Consider the following 20,876-nt stretch of genomic DNA (forward strand, 5'->3'; position numbering starts at 1 on the left):
AAACGGCATTATCGTTATAAGCCGCCGTTTCGCGGATGGAACCTATTGTTATAATCGAAGGTACTGATAATGGGCATGCGGAAAGTAGCAGCTGCGGTGTTGGCCCTTTGGTTTGTTCTAATGGGATGCCTCAACAACCGAATAACGAAGAACTATGGGTTTACCTCCCATGAAACCGCCGTTGATCAAAAAGACATGGCTGTTGGTGCAAAATTGATCGGCGCTTTGACAGTTGGCGAAAAAGAGGGGTGGTATGAGATCGGGCACCGCAACTCGCCTTACACCTTGATCATATATGTGATTGCGAGAACGGGGTATTATAAATCAGCGGGCGTAATGGATATCCGGCTTAAGGATAAGCATGCGCGCGATTTCATTTTGCCGGGTGCCGCGACGCACCTTGCCGTTGCACCGTTCGAGGAAGTTCAAGCCTTATATCAAGCAGAAATGACCTTGCCCGATTTGGACTTGCCGCATGAAAAAATCAGTTTGGAGGCAGTGATCGAAATTACCACAAGGGCAAATTCAACTTTCAGGGAAACGGTCCATTTTCAATTTGAACCGATCTATTCCGAGGAGAAATCAAAAGATTTCTGAGCGCAGACAGTCCCCAGCGGCAGGACGATGCATCGGTGTTTCGCAACCGGTTAGAAAAAAGGAGCCCCATCATGAGTCGAAATAAAAGCGATAAAAAGCGTTCGGTTTTCAGTGGGTTGAGTGTGTTGTTAATGGTCGGACTGGCGTTTGCTGCCACTCATTGCGGAAAAGGAGATGCCAATTCTCCGATTTCCCAAGAGCCGCTCCCGTATGCGGAAAATGCCCTTGAACCGTATATATCCGCGGAGACGATGCGCCTTCACTACGGCAAGCATCACGCGGGCTACGTGGCGCGCGCCAATCACCTGCTTCAGACAAGTCCCTTTGGCGGCAAATCCGTCCTGAATATTCTTCGGGAAACCGCCGGAAAAGCGGAATACGCTTCGATTTTCAATAACGTGGCGCAGGCGTGGAACCATTCCTTTTTCTGGAAGTCCATGAAGCCGGGTGGCGGCGGAGCGCCTGCGGGGATATTGCTGGAAAAGATTAATGCGTCTTTTGGCGGTGTGGATGAATTCAAGAAGGCCTTTATCGCGGCTGCTGGCGAGCAATTCGGCAGCGGCTGGGTTTGGCTGGTGCAGGAGGGAAATGCGCTGAAAATAATGGCGACATCCAATGCCGATACGCCCATTGCCCACGGGCGTACCCCGCTGTTTACCGTTGATGTTTGGGAGCACGCCTATTATGTGGATTACCGGAACCGGCGGACGGATTTTGTGCAAGGGGTGCTCGACAACCTGGTGAATTGGGAGTTTGCTGCAGCCCGGCTCGAATCAAACAAGGAATCGCAGTGAGAAATGAAGTTGAAAGGGCAGGGTTCAAGTTCAGTGGCTTTTTGCGAGCGCATCAATAACAAACAGCCCGGCCGCCCAGCCACCGGCTTCGCTGGTTCAGACAAATTATTATTCGAGCACGGCATGGAGCCCTCTTTGGAGAATCAAACCCAGATCATTTTAGACAGCATCGCCGACGGCGTTTTTACGGTGGACCTGGAGTGGAAGATCACGTCCTTTAACCGGGCAGCCGAGAGAATTACCGGTATTCGCAGACAGGCGGCCATCGGGCAATATTGTTGGGAAGTTTTCAGGGCCAGCATCTGTGCGCAGCATTGCTCCCTTCGAAAGACCATGCAAACCGGGCAATCCATCGCCGGCCAGACGCTTTTTATTGCAAATGCTGGCGGATCGAGAGTGCCTGTGAGTATCACCACGGCGCTGTTAAAGGACCCTTCGGGGGAAATCATCGGCGGCGTGGAAACCTTTCGGGATTTAAGCGAAGTGGAAAATCTTCGCAAAGAGTTGACCGGCAGAAAATCTTTTTTTGATATTATTAGCAAAAATAAGGAAATGAAGCGCCTTTTCGGCATGCTGGAAATGATATCCGGCAGTGATACCACGGTGTTGATTGAAGGTGAGAGTGGTTCGGGAAAGGAGTTGTTCGCCAAGGCGATTCATTCCCTCAGTCACCGCAGCACCGGGCCGTTAACCATTATCAATTGCGCAGCCGTGCCGGATACCCTTCTTGAGTCGGAGCTTTTCGGATACAAGGCCGGCGCCTTTACGGATGCGAAAAAGGATAAACCCGGACGTGTGGCGCTGGCGCGCGGAGGCACCCTGTTTCTGGATGAAATTGGTGATTTGTCACCGTTGTTGCAGGTGAAGATGTTACGCCTGTTACAGGAGAAAGTGTATGAGCCCCTCGGCGGCACGCGCTCGGAGAAGGCCGATATTCGAATCGTTGCGGCAACGAACAGAAACCTGACGCAAATGGTTAAGGACGGTTCCTTTCGCCAGGATCTTTTCTACAGAATCAACGTGGCCAGGCTTTCGCTGCCGCCCCTGCGAAGCCGGAAAGAGGATATTCCGCTACTGACCGATCATTTCATTAAAAAATACAATCATCTTAACGGCAGTGAGATTGAGGCGATTTCACCGGCCGCCCTGTCGGTTCTCATGGCGCATGAATTTCCGGGAAATGTGCGAGAGCTTGAAAACATCGTTGAATACGCGTCACTGATCTGCAGGGAAAAGCAACTTGGAATTGTGCATCTCCCCGATTATCTTCGAGAGGCTTCCGAGAGACCCTCCCTTCTGGCCATGGACGAAGGATTTGAAAACACACCGCGCGATTTTCGTGCATTGGAGCGGCAACTCATCTATGAAACGCTTCGGGAATTCAACGGGAATCGCTCCCGAAGCGCTGCCCGGTTGGGAATTCATCCCACAACGCTCTGGAGAAGAATGAAACGGTTGAACATTCATCCGCCGGCCAACCCCGTCTAGTTTTTCATGCGATGGATATTGCACTATTGCAATGCAGCTTAAGTAATGCATTGCATAAATGCAATAGTTTATGAACGCTCGTTAAGTTTCCGGTCTTTATATTCGTCATCATTATAATGAATTCATAAAAAACAAATTACCACCAAGAATGCAAAGAAAAAACCAGTTATGTTTAGTATATAACGTTGGGCTCGTTGTGTTGTCGCGTGTGTTTCAAATTGGCTACGAGTTCATCACTATCAAGAACGGCACGGAATATGCTTTGGAAGATTAAAAGAGGGAATGGGTGCAGCAAAAGAAAAACAAATTTGCTGCGGGGTGGCAACCGGTGATGCCGAACGGTTCACCACAGCACGGATCAAGCGCAAGGGGGAATGATGTTGCAGGCTACCTCCTTCGCCTCAGAGATTCAACGGTGTCATTTTCTCTTCGCTTGATCCATTTTTAACGAAAAAGGAGGGTTTATGCCATGAAATTAGCCGTCAGCGCAGCCGGCAAGACGCTCTCATCCCAGGTTGATCCGCGCTTCGGGCGATGTCCCTATTTTTTGATTGTCGAAACTGATTCGATGGCAATAGCGGCATATCCCAATGAAAATGCGGGGCTTCAAGGGGGTGCGGGCATTCAGGCCGCAGCTTTTGTGGCGGAAAAGGGTGCTAAGGCGGTGCTTACGGGCCGATGTGGCCCCAACGCGGTGCTGGCCCTGGCCGCAGCGGGGATTGATTTGTACGAGGCCGTGGGGGGAATACCGGCTCGGGAAGCCATCGACAAGTTTTTAAGCAAGGAACTAACCCCTTCGGGGGGAAATGCTGCTGAGTTGTTTGATGTCAAATCGTCCCCATTCGGTATGCATCAGGAATTCGGCCGACGGCCCGGAAGCCGGGGCGGGAATGCGAGCCGAAGCCGATCCGGTCAGAGACCGCGATCCTGAGGATATCGGATAAAGATTGCCTTAACCGGCATGGACATCGAATAGGAACCGGTTGAAACGGTTTTAACATGATAGCGGAACGAAAGGAGAACCCATGAAAAAGATAGCCGTGGTTGGATGCGGTGCATACATGGACAGTGGATACGGGTGCCCCGGTGAATGGCGGTGTTTAAAAGCTGCCGCCATGGGAGAGGGCAAATTTGAAGAAGCGGCCAATATCACGGCATTCGTAAAATGCGAGTGCCCGGGCCGAGCGCTCGTGCCCACGGTCGGAATGGCCATCAAAATGTCCGAAATCAAGCCCGACGCGATTTATTTGAGTTCCTGCCTCGTGAATGCACAACCGGGATGCCCCTACACGAGTGCGCAGGAGATGGCCGACATTATCGAGAAAAAAACCGGGATTCCCGTTAAACTGGGAACACACGAATACCCTTAAGCAAAAGGAGAGGTTGCAATGCCGAATAAAGATGGAACAGGGCCCAAAGGCCAAGGCCAGGGAACGGGGAAAGGACAGGGCGGATGTAATTCCCCGCAAAAAGGAAGCGGAAAAGGCGGCGGCGGTCGTGGTGGTGGCCAGGGCGGCGGTGGTCGTGGTGGTGGCGGACAGACCCCCACGAAATAACATGTGATAAACAAATCAGAAAAACCGGAGAAAAAAGGTGACGGAGGGGTATCAACATGGCAAGCACAAGCAGCGGCATTGGTATTGCGGACAGAATGCCGCAAAAAGAGCCGAGTCCTGATGAACTGGCAAGCAGCGCATTGACCGGCATCAAACAAAAATTCATTGTCATGAGTGGCAAGGGGGGGGTTGGAAAAACCAGCGTATCGGTCAACCTTTCCATTGCGCTTGCCAATAAAGGCTTTAAAGTCGGCTTGATGGATGTCGATGTGCATGGACCGGATATTCCCAGAATGCTCGGGTTAACCGGATCACTGGAAATTGACGGCGAACGGAAATTAATACCGAAAAAATTTTCCGAAAACCTGTGCGCCGTCTCGGTGGAATCCTTGCTGGGGGATAAGGATGGCGCCGTCATTTGGCGGGGGCCGATGAAGCATTCCGCTATTCGGCAGTTCATTAGCGAGGTGACCTGGGGGCCGCTCGATTGTCTGATCATCGATTCGCCGCCCGGCACTGGAGACGAACCGCTTACCATTGCGCAACTGATCAAGGACGCCCGTGCGATCATCGTCACTACTCCCCAGGAGGTAGCGCTCGCGGATGTGCGAAAATCGATTAATTTTTGCAAAACGGTGGGAATGGAGGTCTTCGGTCTGATAGAAAATATGAGTGGTTTTGAGTGCCCGCATTGCGGAGAGCCGATAGCGTTTCTTGGCATCGGTGGCGGCGAAAAAACAGCCGCGCATGCCGGGATTCCTTTTTTAGGCCGGATTCCCTTTGATATGCATCTGGTCAAATGCGAAGACGCCGGCGAATCTTATCAAAATAAATTTAAATTTTCAGCGGTTACCAGAGCGTTTGATAAAGTGGTGGCAAAAATCACACGGGAAATTCAACAATCCAACCAAATGCCAAAGGGAGAAAACGCATGACAGTAAAATATCCTGAGATTGGAAACCAGGTGACGGCAAAGATTATTGAGTCCAAAGGCAATTGCACCATCGGTATGAAACCGGGAGATGAATTTGAACTCAGTGTTCATCAATGTGGCGAATTTTGCGGCCTGTTTTATCACCATATTGCGGGTTGGGTTCACATGTTGCAGTTCGGCGGCACGTTTCCGCTTTTTCCGGACCCCGATGTTCAGGTCTGGGAATGCCCGAACACGAATAATCGTGTCAAGGTTGAGTTAAGGCGCACCAAAGCATAGGGGTTACCTGGATGATGATAGACGACACCGGCCTTGAAAAAGGCCGGTTTTGTTGTCTTTTGAAGGGGTGTTCCCGACCTCCTTCGATGGGTATGTGGTTGACAAACGGGGCGTTATGCGGTGTATGATCAACGAGAAGAAGTTAAGTTGACCGAATATGGCCGTCTCTATCGCGATCGGCGCCATTGTCGAACGCCTGATTATCTACATGAAATCATAGGGGGAAAACCATGACAACCGAAAACACGCTGAGCAAATTCAGTGAAAATCAAATCGATAAATGGAGAAAAATAGGAGACCCCTCGTATTCAAAGCGCTTGGGTGTATACCCGGTGATTACCGTAAACATGGCTCCCGGCAGCGGCGGCTCCATCGTCGCGCAGAAGGTGGCAACCTTGCTGGGGTTTGACTACTTCGATCGGGAGTTGCTGGAAGCAGTGGCGCAAAGTGCCGAGGTAACGCCTCGGGTTCTGGAAAAATTGGAAAAAGAGCGGTTTTCCGGATTTCAGGATTTTATCGCCTCTTTGTTGGATGAACATTATATCTGGCCGGGCGTCTATCTGGATCATTTGAGAAATATGGTCAACGCCATCAGCCGCCGTGGGCATGCGGTGATTGTTGGCCGGGGGGCCGCTTATCTTCTGCCGCAAATGAACCGATTGAGCGTGCGGGTGGTAGCGCCCATGGAAGATCGCATTCAAAATGTCATGCGCGACTTTAAGGTGTCTGAGGAAGAGGCCAATAAGCGCATTTTGTATCGTGAAGCCAGGCGAGCGAACTTTATCAAAAAATCGTTTCATTCCGATATCAATGACCCCACGAATTACGACCTGGTTATCAACACGAGTGTCTTTGAAATGAATGCCGCGGCTGAAATCATTTGCGCCGCATGGGCGAAAAAATTCTATGAATAGCGCTACCTTCATCCGGGCCTCCTTCTTTCAAACGGAGGCACTCGCGTTTTTTTGCATCGTTCGGGGTGACAAAAATGTGCATCGACAAAACATAAGAACAATAGTGTGAGTTTTGTCCTTACGGGAAAGCGCGTGCTTCTTCATTTCGGGAAAGGCGTATTTTTCATCGTTCCGTCATCGAATCAAACGGTATATCAAGCAGATAATTCCCACCTCCTTCCGCTCGGAGACACTGCCGATTCTCTTCTTTAATAGCTGGCATCCATTTTGCTTTAAAATTCTGTTAACAGCCCATAACCGCTGTTTTTGACGGGACTTGCTTTTAACAGGGGAGGTTATATGACCATCGGAAACGCCATCGCCTTTATCAATCGAGCGTTGGTGGACAGCGCGTTGCGCGAGCGCCTGAACAGCACATCGAACGCGGCGGAAATTCAGAACCTTCTGCGAGAAGAGACCCTCGTATTCTCAGTCCGCGATTTTGACGAAGCCGTTCACCACCGGTTGACCCAATGCCGGGAAGAAGAAGAGGCGGAGCAGATCAAAGAATTAAAGATGTGGTGGCACCTGCTCTTTCAGAGCTCGGAACCGGCCGCATGTATAACGCCATGCAGCGGCTGCTGCGGGTAGGAATAGAAAGGCGAAAAAATGATGCGAAAACATAATCTAAACTGGCAAACATGGTTGAAAAATGGGGACCAATACCTGAAAGCGGCAACCCCCAAAGGCGCAACGAGCCGTTTTGGTGCGGATATACGATATAATCTACTTTCCATGTCTCTAGAAGGGTTCATTATGGCCATATTGGATTATCACCATCAATTACCTGACAACCATACCTATATGGATCTCATGGCGGGCCTTGAAACATTGATGCCGATTGATGCGGCACTCAAAAAACGTATTTTGCAGTACGAAAATATTCAGTCCATTTGTTCCATCGAAAAATATCATCGCAGCAGTCCGACAGAAGAAAATATCGCCGACCTGAAAGACGCTATTACGGAGATTAGCGTGTTGGCGCATGGAACATGTGAAAATTAGCCCTGTTGCTGCTAAAGCCCGATGGGTATAATCGCGCACGAAAGGGTGATTCCTTCTGCTTCTGGTTGTATCCGAACAGAGGAACAACGACAGCCGGAAGGTAACAGAACGCAGTTTTAAGCCCCTTTTGGGAAAACAACGTTTTGCCGGAAAAATAACCCCCCAACCAGTCCCTCCTAATAAATGCCTAACTTGACGGCATTACGATGCCGATTTAGAAATTCACTCTTGCCGGATTCGACACACTCTTTTTTGATATAACAATGAGGAAGAAGATGAAGAAAAATGGATTCAAGTTCAAGCTTTATTTGGGGGTTGTTTTGATCGTGAGCCTACCGCTATCGGTGGTTGGTTATTTTTCATGTGAAAAAGCCGTAAAACTGATTCGACAAAATACGGAAATTCAGTCCATGCGGACATCTTCAGCGCTTGCGCAGTCCGTGGACCTGGTGTTGGCCGAACAGGGCCGCATTGTAAGAGGGTTGGCGGAAAATTTCAGAAGCTTTGGCGGCATGGATATACGCTTTTACGGCGGTGCCGGCATCGACGAGGTGACCTCCAAACGTGTCAACACCAAAATTCACAACATGCTTCAGGAACTCGGCGGAAATTACGAAAGCATCTATATCGGCGATAAGAATGGCCTTCTGTTTGCCGGCTCGCTCGAAAACGGTGAAACGCCATTTTATGGAGTTGACATCAGCAGCACACAGTTTTTTCCCGCCGCCAAAGAATCGGGCGCTCCGGTTTCAAGTGCCGTATTTGCTTCAAATATAACCTCAAAACCGGTCATGGTGTTTTGCGCCCCCATACTGGACCAGAAGGAGCGATTTGCGGGTGTGATCGGCATGACATTCAAGTTGGATTCCCTGGCAGCGCTGGTGGCGGGAACCAAAAGCGGAGAAACGGGCTACGCGTTTATGGTGAACGCAGAGGGGACGGTGCTTGCCCATCCGCAAACCGATTATATCCTTCAACTGAATATCAAGGAAATAGAAGGGATGGCTGATATTTCAAAAGCCATACTTTCGGGTCACACCGGTGTTGGGCAATATGAGTTCAAAGGGACTAAAAAGGTGGCGGGATATGCGTCGGTTGCAAATATCGCCTGGTCTATCGCGGTTACCCAGGATTTAGACGAATTGATGATTCTCGCCGGCTCGATCCGGAAATTCAACGCACTGATAGGGTCCGCTTTTGTTGTGTTAGCCCTGATGGGCGCGCTGGTTTTTATAAGAAACCTTTGCATGCCGATTGAAAAAGCCGTGAATCATATTCACGCGGGAACCCATCATGTATCGGATGCTGCCCGGCAAGTTTTTTCAGGCTCCTCCACAGTTGCCTCTGCCGCTGCCCAGCAAACGACCACGCTCGATGAGGCGCTCTCGAAGTTGGATGAAGTCTTTGAAACCGTCAAGGAAAATGATGCCAATGCACGCCGGGCTGAAGCACTCGTAACGTTGAGTAAGAATGTGGTCCACGAGGCGTTTGCGACCATGGAGGCGCTGAAGCTCTCGATGGAGGCGATTGAATACTCAGAGAAAGAAACCGCAAAGATCGTTCATGTTATTGATGGCATTGCCTTTCAGACCAATTTGCTGGCACTTAATGCCTCAGTTGAAGCGGCGCGGGCTGGGGAGAGCGGAAGGGGGTTCGCCGTGGTAGCCAAGCATGTCAGGGATTTGGCCCAACAGGCTGCCGGAGCGGCCAAAACATCGGCGTGTTTGATTCAAGAGACCACCATGAAGGTTCAAAGTGGCGCCGAGTTGGCGAAAAATGCACAAGACGCTTTCAGCAACGTGGCAGATCATACGATTCGTTTTGGCGAGGTTATCATCGAAATTTCAAATGCTTCGTCACGGCAGACCATGGCTATTGCGCAAATCAACCAGTCAATTGCGAATCTTGAAGGAATTACACGTAAATACGCCGGCTTTGCGGAGGAATCCGCCTCGGCGACCGAACAGATGCATCAGGAGGCGGAATTGATGGTGGGGGTTGCAGAAGAACTATCCGGTATCATTGGAAATAGTGATACGGTGGGAATCAAAAGGAAGGTTGCCGGTCGCCGAGGGTTCCGAAACGTCTTTCGTTTTCTTCGAAATCCCGCCCGGCAAAACAAAATTGGTTCCGATGATAGCCCCTCGATTAAAAATTCGGGCACGGTCAGCGCCGTATCGGCTTGACAACCGGTCGGCCAGGAAGAAAAGGACATGACTTTTGTGAATGCGGCATGACTTACGATTACTGTAAGCGAATGAGGGCAATCGCACATCGCGAGTTCCTTGACCAAGAAGCAAGGTGCGATTGCAAAACCTACTGAGCGCTAGAAGGTCGCATTCAATGGTTTTTCTTCGGATTGTAGGACGGGGTTTTTGGGAATTGCAATGGTGAAGGTGGTCCCTTTGCCCAGCTCGCTGTCGACCTGACAATTGCCGCCGTGAACCTGGCAGATGTGCTTGACAATGGCCAATCCCAGGCCGGTTCCTCCCAATTTGCGGCTTCGCGCCTTATCCACGCGGTAAAACCGTTCGAAAATTCGAGGCAGGTGTTGACTGGGAATGCCGGGGCCGGCATCGGTAATGTGGATGCGAATCTCATCTTCGGATTGCGCTGCATGGACCTGAACCCGGCTGGCCACCGGACTGTATTTGACGGCGTTATCCAGAAGATTGACGATGGCCTGTTCTATAAGCGTGCCGTCCAAATTTGCGCGAATATCGGGGTCCGCGACCACCTCGAAGACGATTTTCTTCTCCTCGGCTTTGCCTTTAATGATCTGAATCGCGGTGTCGATAATGTCCTTCAACCGTCTGGATTCAACCGAAACAAGATCGATGCCGTCCTTTTGCTCCAATCTGGCCAGCGAGAGCAGATCTTCAATGATGGCGCCCATTCGATCCGCATGTTTTTTAATGATGCCGAGAAACCGGGACTTTTCTTCTTCGGTCTCGGCGGTTCCCTGTAACAGCGTCTCCACAAACCCCTTGATGGCGGTTAACGGTGTTTTGATTTCATGGGATACATTGGCCACAAATTCACGTCGAACAGTGTCCAAATTGCGCAACCGGGTCACATCGTTTAGTACCACCAGGGTGCCGATACGCTGGTTTCCCGCATTGCACAACGGGGTGCATTGTATATTTAGGACTTGTTCCCCCTGCTGGTGCACCACCACATCGCCCTCCTTGTAAATTCCGGTGGCGAGGGCCTCGGTGATAAACGCATAGACATCCCGGTTGCGAATGGCTTCGAGAATATTTCTTCCTTTTAAATCAGCGGTTCTTAGGTTCAGCATGCGGGTCGCAGCACCGTTCATACTTAAAATCCGCTCCTGCATATCCACCGCGATAACCCCTTCCAACATGCTGGTGAGCACCGCTTCGTATTCATTTCGTTGGTTGATGACCGTTTCAATTCTATTTTCCAACTGCATGGCCATTTGGTTGAGCGCATTGGCCAGACCGGCCAGTTCGATCGTGCCGGGCGGATCCAGGCGCTGCTTTAGATCGCCCTGGGAAAAGCGTTCGGCGGCTTTGGTCATTTTCTCAATCGGCAGGCTGATGCGCCTGGAAACGAAAAGTCCCAGCCCAGATGCGGCTACGGCGATAATAAATCCGCCGAGTAACACCTTGATCTGAAGCGATTGAATTTCATGTTCCACGGCCGTGAGCGGCACGGAAGTTCGAATGACGGCCGCGGTGTTATCACCATTCGACACCGGTTGCGCGACATACATCATGTTTTGTTGAAGGGTTTTGCTGTACCGAATGGCGGAGCCGATTTTCCCGGTCAGAGCTTGTTGAATTTCCCTTCGCCCGCCGTGATTTTCCATGTGAACGGGCATTTCATTGGAATCCCCGGCAACGGTGCCGTCCGGAAGAATAACGGTGATGCGAGTGGCAACATTTTTCCCCACCGCCTTGCACAGCCGGTCCACTGCTTCGGCATTGAACGGGGAGATAAGCCCGGAGAGCTGGTATTTCAGAAATTGGCCCTGGGATTGAAGATCATTTTGAATGCGGTTGATGAAAAAATGGTGAAAAGAGCGGGTTACATACCAACCGACCGCGGACAGGGATAAGAGAATCAGCAGCAGATAGGAAGGATAAAGTTGCCAGATTAATCGTCTTTTTTTTTTCATTCCGCTTCCTTGAATCGGTATCCGACGCCCCGGACCGTCTGAATGAGGTCCCCGTAAGCACCCAGCTTTTTGCGAAGGCCGACGATTTGCACATCCACGCTTCGATCCGTTACCGGATAGTCGTTGCCGCGGACCGCATCCACGATTTGCGTCCGGGTTAATACCCAGCCCGGTCTTTTGGCCAGATAATAAAGGACCTGAAACTCGGTATACGTTAAATCCACGGCTTGTCCGTCCAACAGGACTTCACGTCGTCCGGGATGAATGAGCAGCTCGCGAATATGAATAATGTCGTTGACCTCTTCTTTAATCCGTCCCTTGCGGCGCAGCACGGCTTTGACGCGAGCCAGCAGAATTCTGGGCGAAAAGGGCTTGGTGATGTAATCGTCTGCCCCGAGCTCCAAGCCCGTCACCACGTCCGCTTCCTCTCCCTTGGCGGTCAACATGACGATGGGCGTGTTCTTCGTGGCGGGATTGCCTTTAAGTTGCTGCGATACTTCAAGGCCATCGAGCCCGGGTAACATCAGATCCAGCACAATCAGATCAAAGTTGTCCCGGTTGGCAAGCTTCAGCGCCTTTTCCCCGGTTTCGGCACAGGCGGTTTCATAGCCTTCCTTTTCGAGATTGACCCGCACCAGCTCCTGGATGTCTTCTTCATCATCGACGATCAATATTTTTGCTTTTCCCATTATTTACCTTCAACCGTGAAGTGCTTCAAGATGAAATTGCAACGGGAGCATTACCGGATTGTTAACACCTCGCAATTGTAGGGGCAGACCTGCGTGTCTGCCCCAGTGAATTATGGTGCACGCCCCCCGCCAAAACAGGGCGGACACACAGGTCCGCCCCTACGTCGGCCGCAACCCGCCGTCATATTTTCGTGTGCCGGACGATATCTCCCTCGACCATATAGACCACTTCTTCGGCGATATTGGTGGCATGATCCGCCGCTCTTTCCAAATGGCGTGAAATCAGCAGCAGATTAATATAATAACCGACTCTTCCCTGGCGCGTATTCATGGCCGCTTTGATACGGTCATACGCGGTGACCTTTAATTTATCCACCTCATCGTCAAGGGTCAATACGCGATAGGCCAGATCCAGATCCATGTTGACCAATGCATCCAGGCTGGTTTTCAGCATGTAGATGACTTTGCTCATCATGGAAGCATAATCGAAGCGAAAGGTGTTCTCTTTTTGCTGGGCCAGAATTTCAACCCGTTGCGCGATGTTGACCGCTTCATCGCCGATTCTTTCAAGATCGTTGTTGATTTTGATGACCGCCACCAGAAATCGAAGATCCGCCGCCACCGGTTGGTGCAAGGCCAGGGCCTTGAGGCATTCTTCCTCCAGCTCGACCTCCATCTCGTCGATCTCATAATCCGTGGCAATTATTTTTGCGGCTATTTGCGCATCGTAATCAGCGATCGCCCGGTCCGCCATGTGGACCCTGTCCTCCACCACCGCGCCAAGCGCCAGGACCATTTTTTTAATCTGTTCCAGCTCTCTTTGAAAATGTTTTCTCATGTTGTTTTCCTATTCGATGCAACCCGATTGCATGAAACCCTTCTCTTGCCTCAGCTCTGGATACAGCTATTATGTTAGATCCATGTTAGATTCGCGCTTTTGTTTGATTAGGCCCTTTACCAGAAACATGCACGCTTTTACGTGTATATTCGCCGAAGGTGAAAGATGGCTCTTAAGCATCCCAGCATCCCAGCATCCCAGCTTTGCCGGATTAGGGGGGATAAGCGCTCCCAAGAATTGCGACAAGTCATTCGGAAACCGCCAGCTGACGATGACACCTTACAAAGGTCTAATGGGATGCTAATCGTATGCTAACAATTATTTTTTAACGTAACGGCAATGTCGGCCATTGGAAAATCAGTCTTCCGGTTTGCCGGCATGATGATCTTTGCAGCTATTTTCGAACGATAACACAAAGGGCGCTTTTATGTCACCTTTTACTTTGATGCTCACGATTCTTCTGCTATCGATTTTTGGCTACTTCATCGGCAAAAAACGCGCCTTCGCCGTTGCCGAGGGTGTGTCAAAAACAAAAACGCTTCATTCCCGGCCTACTTATTACGGCATGCTGACGGCCCTTTGGTGTGGACTTCCCGCCCTTGCGGTTCTGTGCGGCTGGATGGCGTTTGAATCCGGCATCATCACGCATCTGGTCATTGCCGATTTGCCTCCGGAGATACGAGAATTGCCTGAAAACAGGCGCAATCTCGTCATTAACGATATTCTCAATCTGGTTGACGGCAATATTCTTTCCAAACAGGTGGATGACACCCTGCGAAGCGCCGCGGACCATTATCGAAATCTCAAAGCAACCAGCAATGCCGCGCTGATCGTATGCGCGGTGTGCGTCGGGATGCTGGGCATCGGAATGATCCGCAATCGAATAAAGCCCGCGATGAGAGCAAGAAACCATGTGGAAAAAGTTATCAAGCTACTGCTGATCGCCTGTTCCTGCATCGCCATCTTAACGACCATCGGCATTATCATGTCCGTCCTCTATGAAGCGATTCGATTTTTTCATGTGGTGCCGCTTTCAGACTTTCTTTTCGGACTTCGCTGGAGTCCGCAGATGGCGATTCGGGTCGATCAGGTGGGGTCATCCGGCGCCTTCGGTGCGGTTCCGGTTCTGGTCGGCACGCTGCTTATCTCGGGTATCGCCATGATCGTGGCGGTGCCCATCGGGTTGATGGCCGCCATCTATCTTTCAGAATACGCGGGTAAAAAGCTTCGAACCATTGCGAAACCCCTTATGGAAATTCTGGCCGGCATTCCGACCGTCGTGTACGGCTTTTTTGCCGCACTGACGGTGGCGCCGTTTATTCGAGAAGTAGGCACGTCCATGGGGCTGGAGGTGGCTTCGGAAAGTGCGTTGGCGGCAGGCGCCGTCATGGGCATCATGATCATTCCGTTTGTTTCATCCATTTCCGATGATGTGATCAACGCGGTGCCGCAATCGTTAAGGGACGGGGCTTACGGGCTGGGCGCCACCCAATCCGAGACGATTAAACAGGTGGTGTTGCCGGCGGCGCTGCCAGGGATTGTCGGCGGGATTTTACTGGCTGTTTCCAGAGCCATCGGGGAAACCATGATTGTGGTGATGGCGGCGGGACTTGCGGCCAATATGACGGTAAACCCGTTGAAAACGGTCACCACCGTGACGGTCCAGATTGTCACGCTGTTGGTGGGGGACCAGGAATTTGACAGCCCCAAAACACTGGCGGCCTTTGCGCTTGGGCTGCTGCTGTTTGCTGTCACCTTGGTGCTCAATATTGTGGCCCTGCATGTGGTTAGAAAGTACCGGGAACAATACGAGTGAAATAGAGGAAGCTGGTAGCTGGTAGCTGATAGCTGATAGCTGAAAGCTGATAGCTGACAGCTTTCGGTAAAACAGACGCGGGAATAAAAGCCATGACTCAGGAAAATAAAAAGCCGGTCAGCACTATCGACATTGTCAACCGGAGGCTCCCCAAGCGGTATCGTGCCGAGCGCCGGTTTCGTCTCTACGGGATGATCGCCATTACCGCCAGTTTGGGCTTTTTGTCCTTACTGTTTATCAGTATTATCGGAAAAGGGTATACGGCTTTTCAACAGACGTTCATTCAATTGAATGTTTTCATGGACCCCTCGATGCTGGACCAGACGGCGCTGGCAAATGCGGATTACAACCGGCTGGTGAAACGATCTTTGGAACAGCTTTTCCCCGAAGTTGAAACACGGCAGGATAAACGCAAGCTGTATCGGTTGGTGAGCTCAGGGGCGGCATTTCAGATTCGCTCGAGCATTTTGAAAGATACGGGCCTTATCGGAACCACCCGGACCCTGTGGGTGCCGGCGGATGACAATGTGGACATGGTGGTAAAGGGGCATTTTCGATCCGCGAATGGCAAAGACCATGGCGGACCCTTGAGCGAAAAGGAATTGGAATGGATATCGCGGCTTCAATCCGAAGGGCGCCTTGAAAAACGATTTAACCGGACCTTTTTTACCGGAGGTGATTCCAGAGAACCCGAGCTGGCCGGTATCTGGGGGGCGGTGGTGGGGTCCTTCCTGACGCTGATCGTCACCCTCATCCTTTCCTTTCCCATCGGTGCGGCCGCAGCCGTATACCTGGAAGAATTTGCGCCCAAAAACCAGTGGACGGATCTGATCGAGGTCAATATCAACAATCTGGCCGCCGTGCCCTCCATCGTGTTCGGATTGCTGGGACTGGCCGTTTTTTTGAATTTTTTCGGTCTTCCCCGCTCGGCGCCCATTGTGGGGGGGCTGGTGTTGACGCTCATGACCTTACCCACGATCATTATTGTCGGTCGAGCGGCGCTTCAGGCGGTGCCGCCGTCTATTCGAGAGGCCGCCCTGGGTGTCGGGGCTTCGGGGATGCAGACGGTCATGCACCATGTGTTGCCTTTGGCGCTTCCCGGCATGTTGACCGGAACGATTATCGGGATGGCGCGGGCGCTGGGGGAAACTGCTCCTTTGTTGATGATCGGCATGGTTGCGTTTATTGTGGATATTCCCGGCAGCATCACGGACCCCGCCACTGTGTTGCCCGTTCAAATTTTTTTATGGGCGGATAGCCCTGAGCGGGCTTTTATTGAAAAAACGTCTGCAGCGACCATGGTGTTGCTGGCCTTCTTGATTGTTATGAATTCAGCGGCCGTCATTTTAAGGCGCCGCTTTGAGCGTCGCTGGTAGAAATACAAGTTGAAGGCGAGCGCCGCTAATAAAACAATCATTCGGCGCTAACATTGTTTGAATATTGAAATACGAATATGAACCGACGTTAGCGAACTCGTCGCGGAATATAAACCAAACGCTTAAGGAGGAAAAAAGAAATGTTGAAAAGGAAAATCGGTACGTTTACGGCGGCTCTCTTTATTGCCGGATCACTGGGTCTGGCGCATGCGGAATCGGCGCGGGACTATATCAGCATTGTCGGCTCATCAACGGTATACCCGTTTGCGACCGTCGTGGCCGAACAGTTCGGAAAAACAACCTCATTTAAAACGCCCAAAATCGAATCCACCGGAACGGGCGGCGGCTTTAAACTTTTTTGCGCCGGTATCGGTGTTGAGCACCCCGATATCACCAACGCTTCCCGGGCGATCAAAAAGTCCGAGTGTGAAAGCTGCGAAAAAAACGGCGTAAAAGAAATCGTTGAGGTTAAAATCGGGTATGACGGCATCGTGGTGGCCAATTCCAAGAAAGCACCCGTGATGAAGCTGACCCGAAAAGAAATTTTTCTCGCATTGGCCAAGGATGTGCCCGACGCCAAAACAGAGGGAAAGCTTGTGGCCAACCCGCATAAAACTTGGAAAAGTGTCAACCCCTCTCTGCCGGATGTAGAAATTGAAGTTCTCGGACCGCCGCCGACCTCCGGTACTCGGGATGCGTTTGTGGAACTGGCCATGGAAGAAGGCGGGCAAGCGTTCGGGTGGATTAAGGCATTGAAAAAGTCGGACGAGAAAAAGTTCAAATCCATTTGCCATACGATTCGTGAAGACGGTGCTTATGTTGAAGCCGGTGAAAACGACAACCTGATCGTGCAAAAACTCGACGCCAATCCCGATGCGTTCGGTATCTTCGGCTACAGTTTTCTGGAACAAAACCAGGATAAAATTCAGGGCTCCGTCATCGAAGGCGTTCAACCGAATTTCGATGCGATTGCCTCCGGCAAGTACGCCGTATCCAGGCCCCTGTTTTTCTATGTCAAAAAAGCCCATGTCGATGTCATCCCGGGTATTCGGGAATATCTCAAAGAGTTTACGAGTGAAAAAGCCTGGGGACCGGAAGGGTATTTGAGTGAAAAGGGTTTGATTCCGATGCCGGACGCGGAACGGAAACAATACAGCGACAACGCGAAACACCTCGTCCCGGTCAGCATGAAATAAGGGTGTCAAAGAACCACGGTGTATTTATTCTATCGATGGTTTAGGCATTATGTTTGCTTTGCTTATCCGTCTATGAGGCCAGGATAAAAACGGCCGTAGCGATGAACAAAAACTGAATGCCCCAAAGGGGCTATGTAACATAGCCCAGGGTTGCGGCGCAGGCCGCTACCCTGGGTAAACCACGAACAAACCAATGAACCATCAACCCCAAAGGGGTTGTGTAAACTTGACGAAGGACCGGTGACATTGTACCGTCAAGGGCACGGCAGTTCCGTCTTAAAATTTTTTTAATCAGCGGGTTAAATGGAATCGATTTTGGAAATGAAAGACCGTACGACCATACCGGGGCGGGCAAGCGTCAAGCCGACAGCGGAAAGAGCGGAAGGCGGCATCGCCGTCGGCCGTGATGTACGGGAAACCGTGGGCGAGTGGCAGGTTGAAAATCCGCGCATGGCGTGTCGGAATGTGAATGTTTATTACGCGGAAAAACAAGCGATTAAAAATGTGTCTTTGGATATCGGACGCAATGAAGTGATCGCCATGATCGGGCCTTCAGGCTGCGGGAAGTCCACGTTTATTCGATGCTTGAACAGAATGAACGATACCATTGACGGGTGCCGCGTCACCGGACAGATCACCCTGGACGGAATGGATATCTACGGGGAAAAAGTCGATGTGGTGCCCCTGCGTGCGCAGGTGGGAATGGTGTTCCAGAAACCGAACCCGTTTCCAAAGTCGATTTTCGATAATGTGGCCTATGGCCCGAGAATTCACGGCCTGGCGAAAAACAAGGCGGAGTTGAACGAACTGGTCGAGATTTCCCTGAAAAAAGCAGGGCTCTGGAATGAAGTCAAAGACCAACTAGATCACCCGGGAACCGGGTTGTCCGGCGGCCAGCAACAGCGGTTGTGCATTGCTAGAACCATTGCCGTGAGCCCGGAAGTCATTCTGATGGACGAACCTTGTTCCGCGCTTGACCCGATCGCCACGGCAAAGATCGAAGATTTGATTGACGAGCTAAGAGAACAATTTACCATTGTCATCGTGACGCACTCCATGCAACAAGCCTCCCGCGTTTCCCAGCGAACCGCCTATTTTCACTTGGGCGATCTGATCGAGGTGGGCACGACCATTCAAATATTCACCAAGCCACGGCATCAGCTTACCGAAGATTACATCACCGGGCGGTTCGGATGATTTGGTCGTACTAAACGCTGGAAGCTGGGCGGCTGGGCTGCTTGGCGGCAAACGGCCTTCTCCGATGATACACACTTTATCCCCCCAACACACGCCGCGTATTTTATCCAAAAACGCCGAAATAAATTGTTTGAAACGAGTTAGCCTTGCTTTTGATGGCAGGCGGTAGACCATCGGTTGTTCCGAATCGAACGTTGTTTTTTTAAAGCTTTCGTGTGGGCGCATTACCGGTTTGTTAACACCTCTGGATCAACACGGTATAGGGGCGAACCTGTGCGCGCGCCTATTGCCTTTGTAGGGGCAGACCTGCGTGTCTGCCCCCGTGAATCATAGTGCACGCTCCCCGCCCAACCCAGGGCGGACACACAGGTCCGCCCCTACGTTGACCGCGACGCCATGGATGTTGTTTTCATAAACAAACCGGTAATGGTCCTTTTCGTATTCGCGTTTGGGCACCACTGCAAAAAGAAGATCAAAATAAACCGGCTCATAGAGGACTAATCCTTCTTTAATCTTGCCAAAACAAAACTCGTCCAAAAGTAAAACCGTCTCTCTGATTTCCCATGGCGGTCATAGCTCATATAACCGGCTCAATCGATGGGGGCAGGGCAAAAAAAACAGGAAGAAGGTCATTATCTGGTTGGAAGTATTTATCTATTTAATTTAAAGGAGGAGATTCATGAAAAAGAGGTTGGCACTATTCTTCGCGTTGGCGGCACTTTTGTTGATAGCACCGTTTGCGGGAGCAGCGGATTATAATCAGGAGCTGATCCTTCGGGAGCTTGAATACCTGAAGCAAAAGGTGAAATTCCAGGAAATGGAAATTCAACAACTCAAAGGCGCGACCGGAGATGCACTGGATAAGAAGATAGAGGAAAAAGTCGATACCAAGATCGCAACCGGGGAAAGCGCAAAGGTTTCCCTTGCCAATGAACTGATCGACCAGCTTGAAATAAAGGGGGATTTAAGGGTCCGTTATGAAAGAATGGATCGGGACAATCCTGCCGATGATTACGATGCTCAGAATCGGTGGCGAACCCGGTTTCGCGTGGGCGGTGTTTGGAAAAACAAAACCGAAAACTGGGAGATAGGCGCGGGCTTGGCCACGGGCGGTATCGATGGCACCAGCACCAACGACACCTGGGGGGAAGAATCTCCGTTCGAGACTGGTGACATTCGGCTCGATTATGCCTATGCCAAGCATAAGATGGAGTCATTTTCTTTTATTCTCGGTCAGCAAAAAAATCCATTTGAGACCTCTTGGTTATATTGGGACGGCGATTTGAGACCGACCGGTTTTACCGCCAAATATAAAAGTGATGTTGGTGTGTTTGCCACCTTGGGCGCCTACGGGGTTCGTTTTTATAAAAACGACAAAGACACGGCCATGCTCCTCGGTGGCCAGGTCGGCTATGAAAATATAATTGGAGAAGTCGAATTGTTGGCCGCTGTGGGATACCAGCATTTCGATAGTGAATTCAGTGATGAACAAGCACCCAACCCCGATTATGATTATCAGCTCGGCGATCTTTATGTTGAGGCAACCATTCCGGCCGGTGCGGTCAAATTAACCCCCTATGGGCATATCTGGTGCAATTTCGGAGCGGATGGTGAGGATGGAGAGGGTCAACTGGGCGGTACGCTGAACCCCGGGGATGAGGATCTGGGATGGCTGATCGGGTTGGACGCAAAAATCATGAAGTTGTTCAAGGTTGGATATGCCTATGCGGTTGTCGGCGCGGATTCCCTTTATGGCGGATTGAAAGATTCCGATTTTGGCGCGGGTTTGAGCTCTACAGACTTAAAGGGGCATAAAATCAGCGCTTCTTACAGCATGACGAAAAATATCAGCACCGGCGTTACGGCCTTCTTTTATGAAGCCGATGCAAGGGAAAACCAGAAAGACGTTGATCTTTATCAATGCGATGTCGTCTATAAGTTCTAAAGAAGAACACCATCGGCTTTCCGGCTTGAAAGCGCCGGCGTGAAATAATTCCTCACCGCCCGGTACGTT

At 50.9% G+C, this 20,876-nt stretch carries 21 protein-coding genes; 17 read left to right on the top strand and 4 right to left on the bottom strand.

Going from position 1 to position 20,876, the window contains the following annotated elements:
* Positions 1–75: 75 nt before the first annotated feature.
* The 12 genes from RBT11_06935 (at position 76) to RBT11_06990 (ending at position 9,792) form a co-directional block, all read left to right on the top strand.
* On the top strand, positions 76–597 hold the full coding sequence (locus tag RBT11_06935) for a hypothetical protein (protein ID MDX9786491.1): 522 nt from the start codon (positions 76–78) through the stop codon (positions 595–597).
* A gap of 71 nt (positions 598–668) precedes the next feature.
* Entirely contained in the window at positions 669–1,391 is a 723-nt protein-coding gene (locus RBT11_06940; GenBank protein MDX9786492.1) for a superoxide dismutase, read from the top strand.
* Positions 1,392–1,526: 135 nt separating this feature from the next.
* Complete coding sequence (locus RBT11_06945) at positions 1,527–2,879, top strand: sigma 54-interacting transcriptional regulator (protein MDX9786493.1); 1,353 nt, start codon at positions 1,527–1,529, stop codon at positions 2,877–2,879.
* A 469-nt stretch (positions 2,880–3,348) separates the two neighbouring features.
* Complete coding sequence (locus RBT11_06950) at positions 3,349–3,810, top strand: NifB/NifX family molybdenum-iron cluster-binding protein (GenBank protein ID MDX9786494.1); 462 nt, start codon at positions 3,349–3,351, stop codon at positions 3,808–3,810.
* Between the two features lie 94 nt (positions 3,811–3,904).
* Positions 3,905–4,249, top strand: coding sequence for a CGGC domain-containing protein (locus tag RBT11_06955; GenBank protein MDX9786495.1), 345 nt, complete (start codon positions 3,905–3,907; stop codon positions 4,247–4,249).
* 31 nt (positions 4,250–4,280) lie between these two features.
* The gene (locus RBT11_06960; protein MDX9786496.1) at positions 4,281–4,442 is read left to right on the top strand and encodes a hypothetical protein; all 162 of its coding nucleotides are present in this window, start codon (positions 4,281–4,283) and stop codon (positions 4,440–4,442) included.
* 49 nt (positions 4,443–4,491) lie between these two features.
* Positions 4,492–5,370, top strand: a complete 879-nt coding sequence (locus RBT11_06965) for an Mrp/NBP35 family ATP-binding protein (GenBank protein ID MDX9786497.1) — start codon at positions 4,492–4,494, stop codon at positions 5,368–5,370.
* A complete protein-coding gene (locus RBT11_06970) occupies positions 5,367–5,648 on the top strand; it encodes a TIGR04076 family protein (protein ID MDX9786498.1) in 282 nt (93 codons plus the stop codon). The genes RBT11_06965 and RBT11_06970 overlap by 4 nt, the downstream gene beginning before the upstream one ends.
* A gap of 230 nt (positions 5,649–5,878) precedes the next feature.
* On the top strand, positions 5,879–6,562 hold the full coding sequence (locus tag RBT11_06975) for a cytidylate kinase-like family protein (GenBank protein ID MDX9786499.1): 684 nt from the start codon (positions 5,879–5,881) through the stop codon (positions 6,560–6,562).
* A gap of 339 nt (positions 6,563–6,901) precedes the next feature.
* A complete protein-coding gene (locus tag RBT11_06980) occupies positions 6,902–7,192 on the top strand; it encodes a Nif11-like leader peptide family natural product precursor (protein MDX9786500.1) in 291 nt (96 codons plus the stop codon).
* An 18-nt stretch (positions 7,193–7,210) separates the two neighbouring features.
* Positions 7,211–7,606 carry a hypothetical protein gene (locus tag RBT11_06985; protein ID MDX9786501.1) on the top strand — a complete coding sequence of 132 codons (396 nt, stop codon included), beginning with the start codon at positions 7,211–7,213 and terminating at the stop codon, positions 7,604–7,606.
* Positions 7,607–7,881: 275 nt separating this feature from the next.
* Positions 7,882–9,792, top strand: coding sequence for a methyl-accepting chemotaxis protein (locus RBT11_06990; GenBank protein ID MDX9786502.1), 1,911 nt, complete (start codon positions 7,882–7,884; stop codon positions 9,790–9,792).
* Positions 9,793–9,932: 140 nt separating this feature from the next.
* Here the strand turns inward: RBT11_06990 and RBT11_06995 are convergent, their stop codons facing one another.
* The 3 genes from RBT11_06995 to phoU all read right to left on the bottom strand — a co-directional run bounded on the left by RBT11_06995 (position 9,933) and on the right by phoU (position 13,277).
* Complete coding sequence (locus RBT11_06995) at positions 9,933–11,750, bottom strand: ATP-binding protein (GenBank protein MDX9786503.1); 1,818 nt, start codon at positions 11,748–11,750, stop codon at positions 9,933–9,935.
* Positions 11,747–12,439 carry a response regulator transcription factor gene (locus RBT11_07000; protein MDX9786504.1) on the bottom strand — a complete coding sequence of 231 codons (693 nt, stop codon included), beginning with the start codon at positions 12,437–12,439 and terminating at the stop codon, positions 11,747–11,749. The genes RBT11_06995 and RBT11_07000 overlap by 4 nt, the downstream gene beginning before the upstream one ends.
* A gap of 181 nt (positions 12,440–12,620) precedes the next feature.
* Positions 12,621–13,277, bottom strand: coding sequence for a phosphate signaling complex protein PhoU (phoU, locus tag RBT11_07005; GenBank protein MDX9786505.1), 657 nt, complete (start codon positions 13,275–13,277; stop codon positions 12,621–12,623).
* Positions 13,278–13,704: 427 nt separating this feature from the next.
* Between phoU and pstC the strand changes: the two genes are divergently transcribed.
* The 4 genes from pstC (at position 13,705) to pstB (ending at position 18,862) form a co-directional block, all read left to right on the top strand.
* Positions 13,705–15,093 (top strand): phosphate ABC transporter permease subunit PstC, encoded by a 1,389-nt coding sequence (pstC, locus tag RBT11_07010; protein ID MDX9786506.1) that lies wholly within the window; start codon positions 13,705–13,707, stop codon positions 15,091–15,093.
* 92 nt (positions 15,094–15,185) lie between these two features.
* Positions 15,186–16,469: a phosphate ABC transporter permease PstA gene (gene pstA / locus RBT11_07015; GenBank protein ID MDX9786507.1), complete on the top strand. Its 1,284-nt coding sequence runs from the start codon at positions 15,186–15,188 to the stop codon at positions 16,467–16,469.
* A gap of 140 nt (positions 16,470–16,609) precedes the next feature.
* Complete coding sequence (locus RBT11_07020; GenBank protein ID MDX9786508.1) at positions 16,610–17,665, top strand: PstS family phosphate ABC transporter substrate-binding protein; 1,056 nt, start codon at positions 16,610–16,612, stop codon at positions 17,663–17,665.
* Between the two features lie 450 nt (positions 17,666–18,115).
* Entirely contained in the window at positions 18,116–18,862 is a 747-nt protein-coding gene (pstB, locus tag RBT11_07025) for a phosphate ABC transporter ATP-binding protein PstB (GenBank protein MDX9786509.1), read from the top strand.
* 327 nt (positions 18,863–19,189) lie between these two features.
* Here pstB and RBT11_07030 read toward each other — a convergent pair whose 3' ends face one another.
* Positions 19,190–19,399, bottom strand: coding sequence for a hypothetical protein (locus tag RBT11_07030; GenBank protein ID MDX9786510.1), 210 nt, complete (start codon positions 19,397–19,399; stop codon positions 19,190–19,192).
* Between the two features lie 142 nt (positions 19,400–19,541).
* Here RBT11_07030 and RBT11_07035 point away from each other — a divergent pair, with 142 nt between their 5' ends.
* Positions 19,542–20,807: a putative porin gene (locus RBT11_07035; protein ID MDX9786511.1), complete on the top strand. Its 1,266-nt coding sequence runs from the start codon at positions 19,542–19,544 to the stop codon at positions 20,805–20,807.
* Positions 20,808–20,876 lie beyond the last annotated feature (69 nt).

The organism is Desulfobacterales bacterium, assembly GCA_034003325.1.
Lineage (GTDB): Bacteria > Desulfobacterota > Desulfobacteria > Desulfobacterales > JAFDDL01 > JAVEYW01.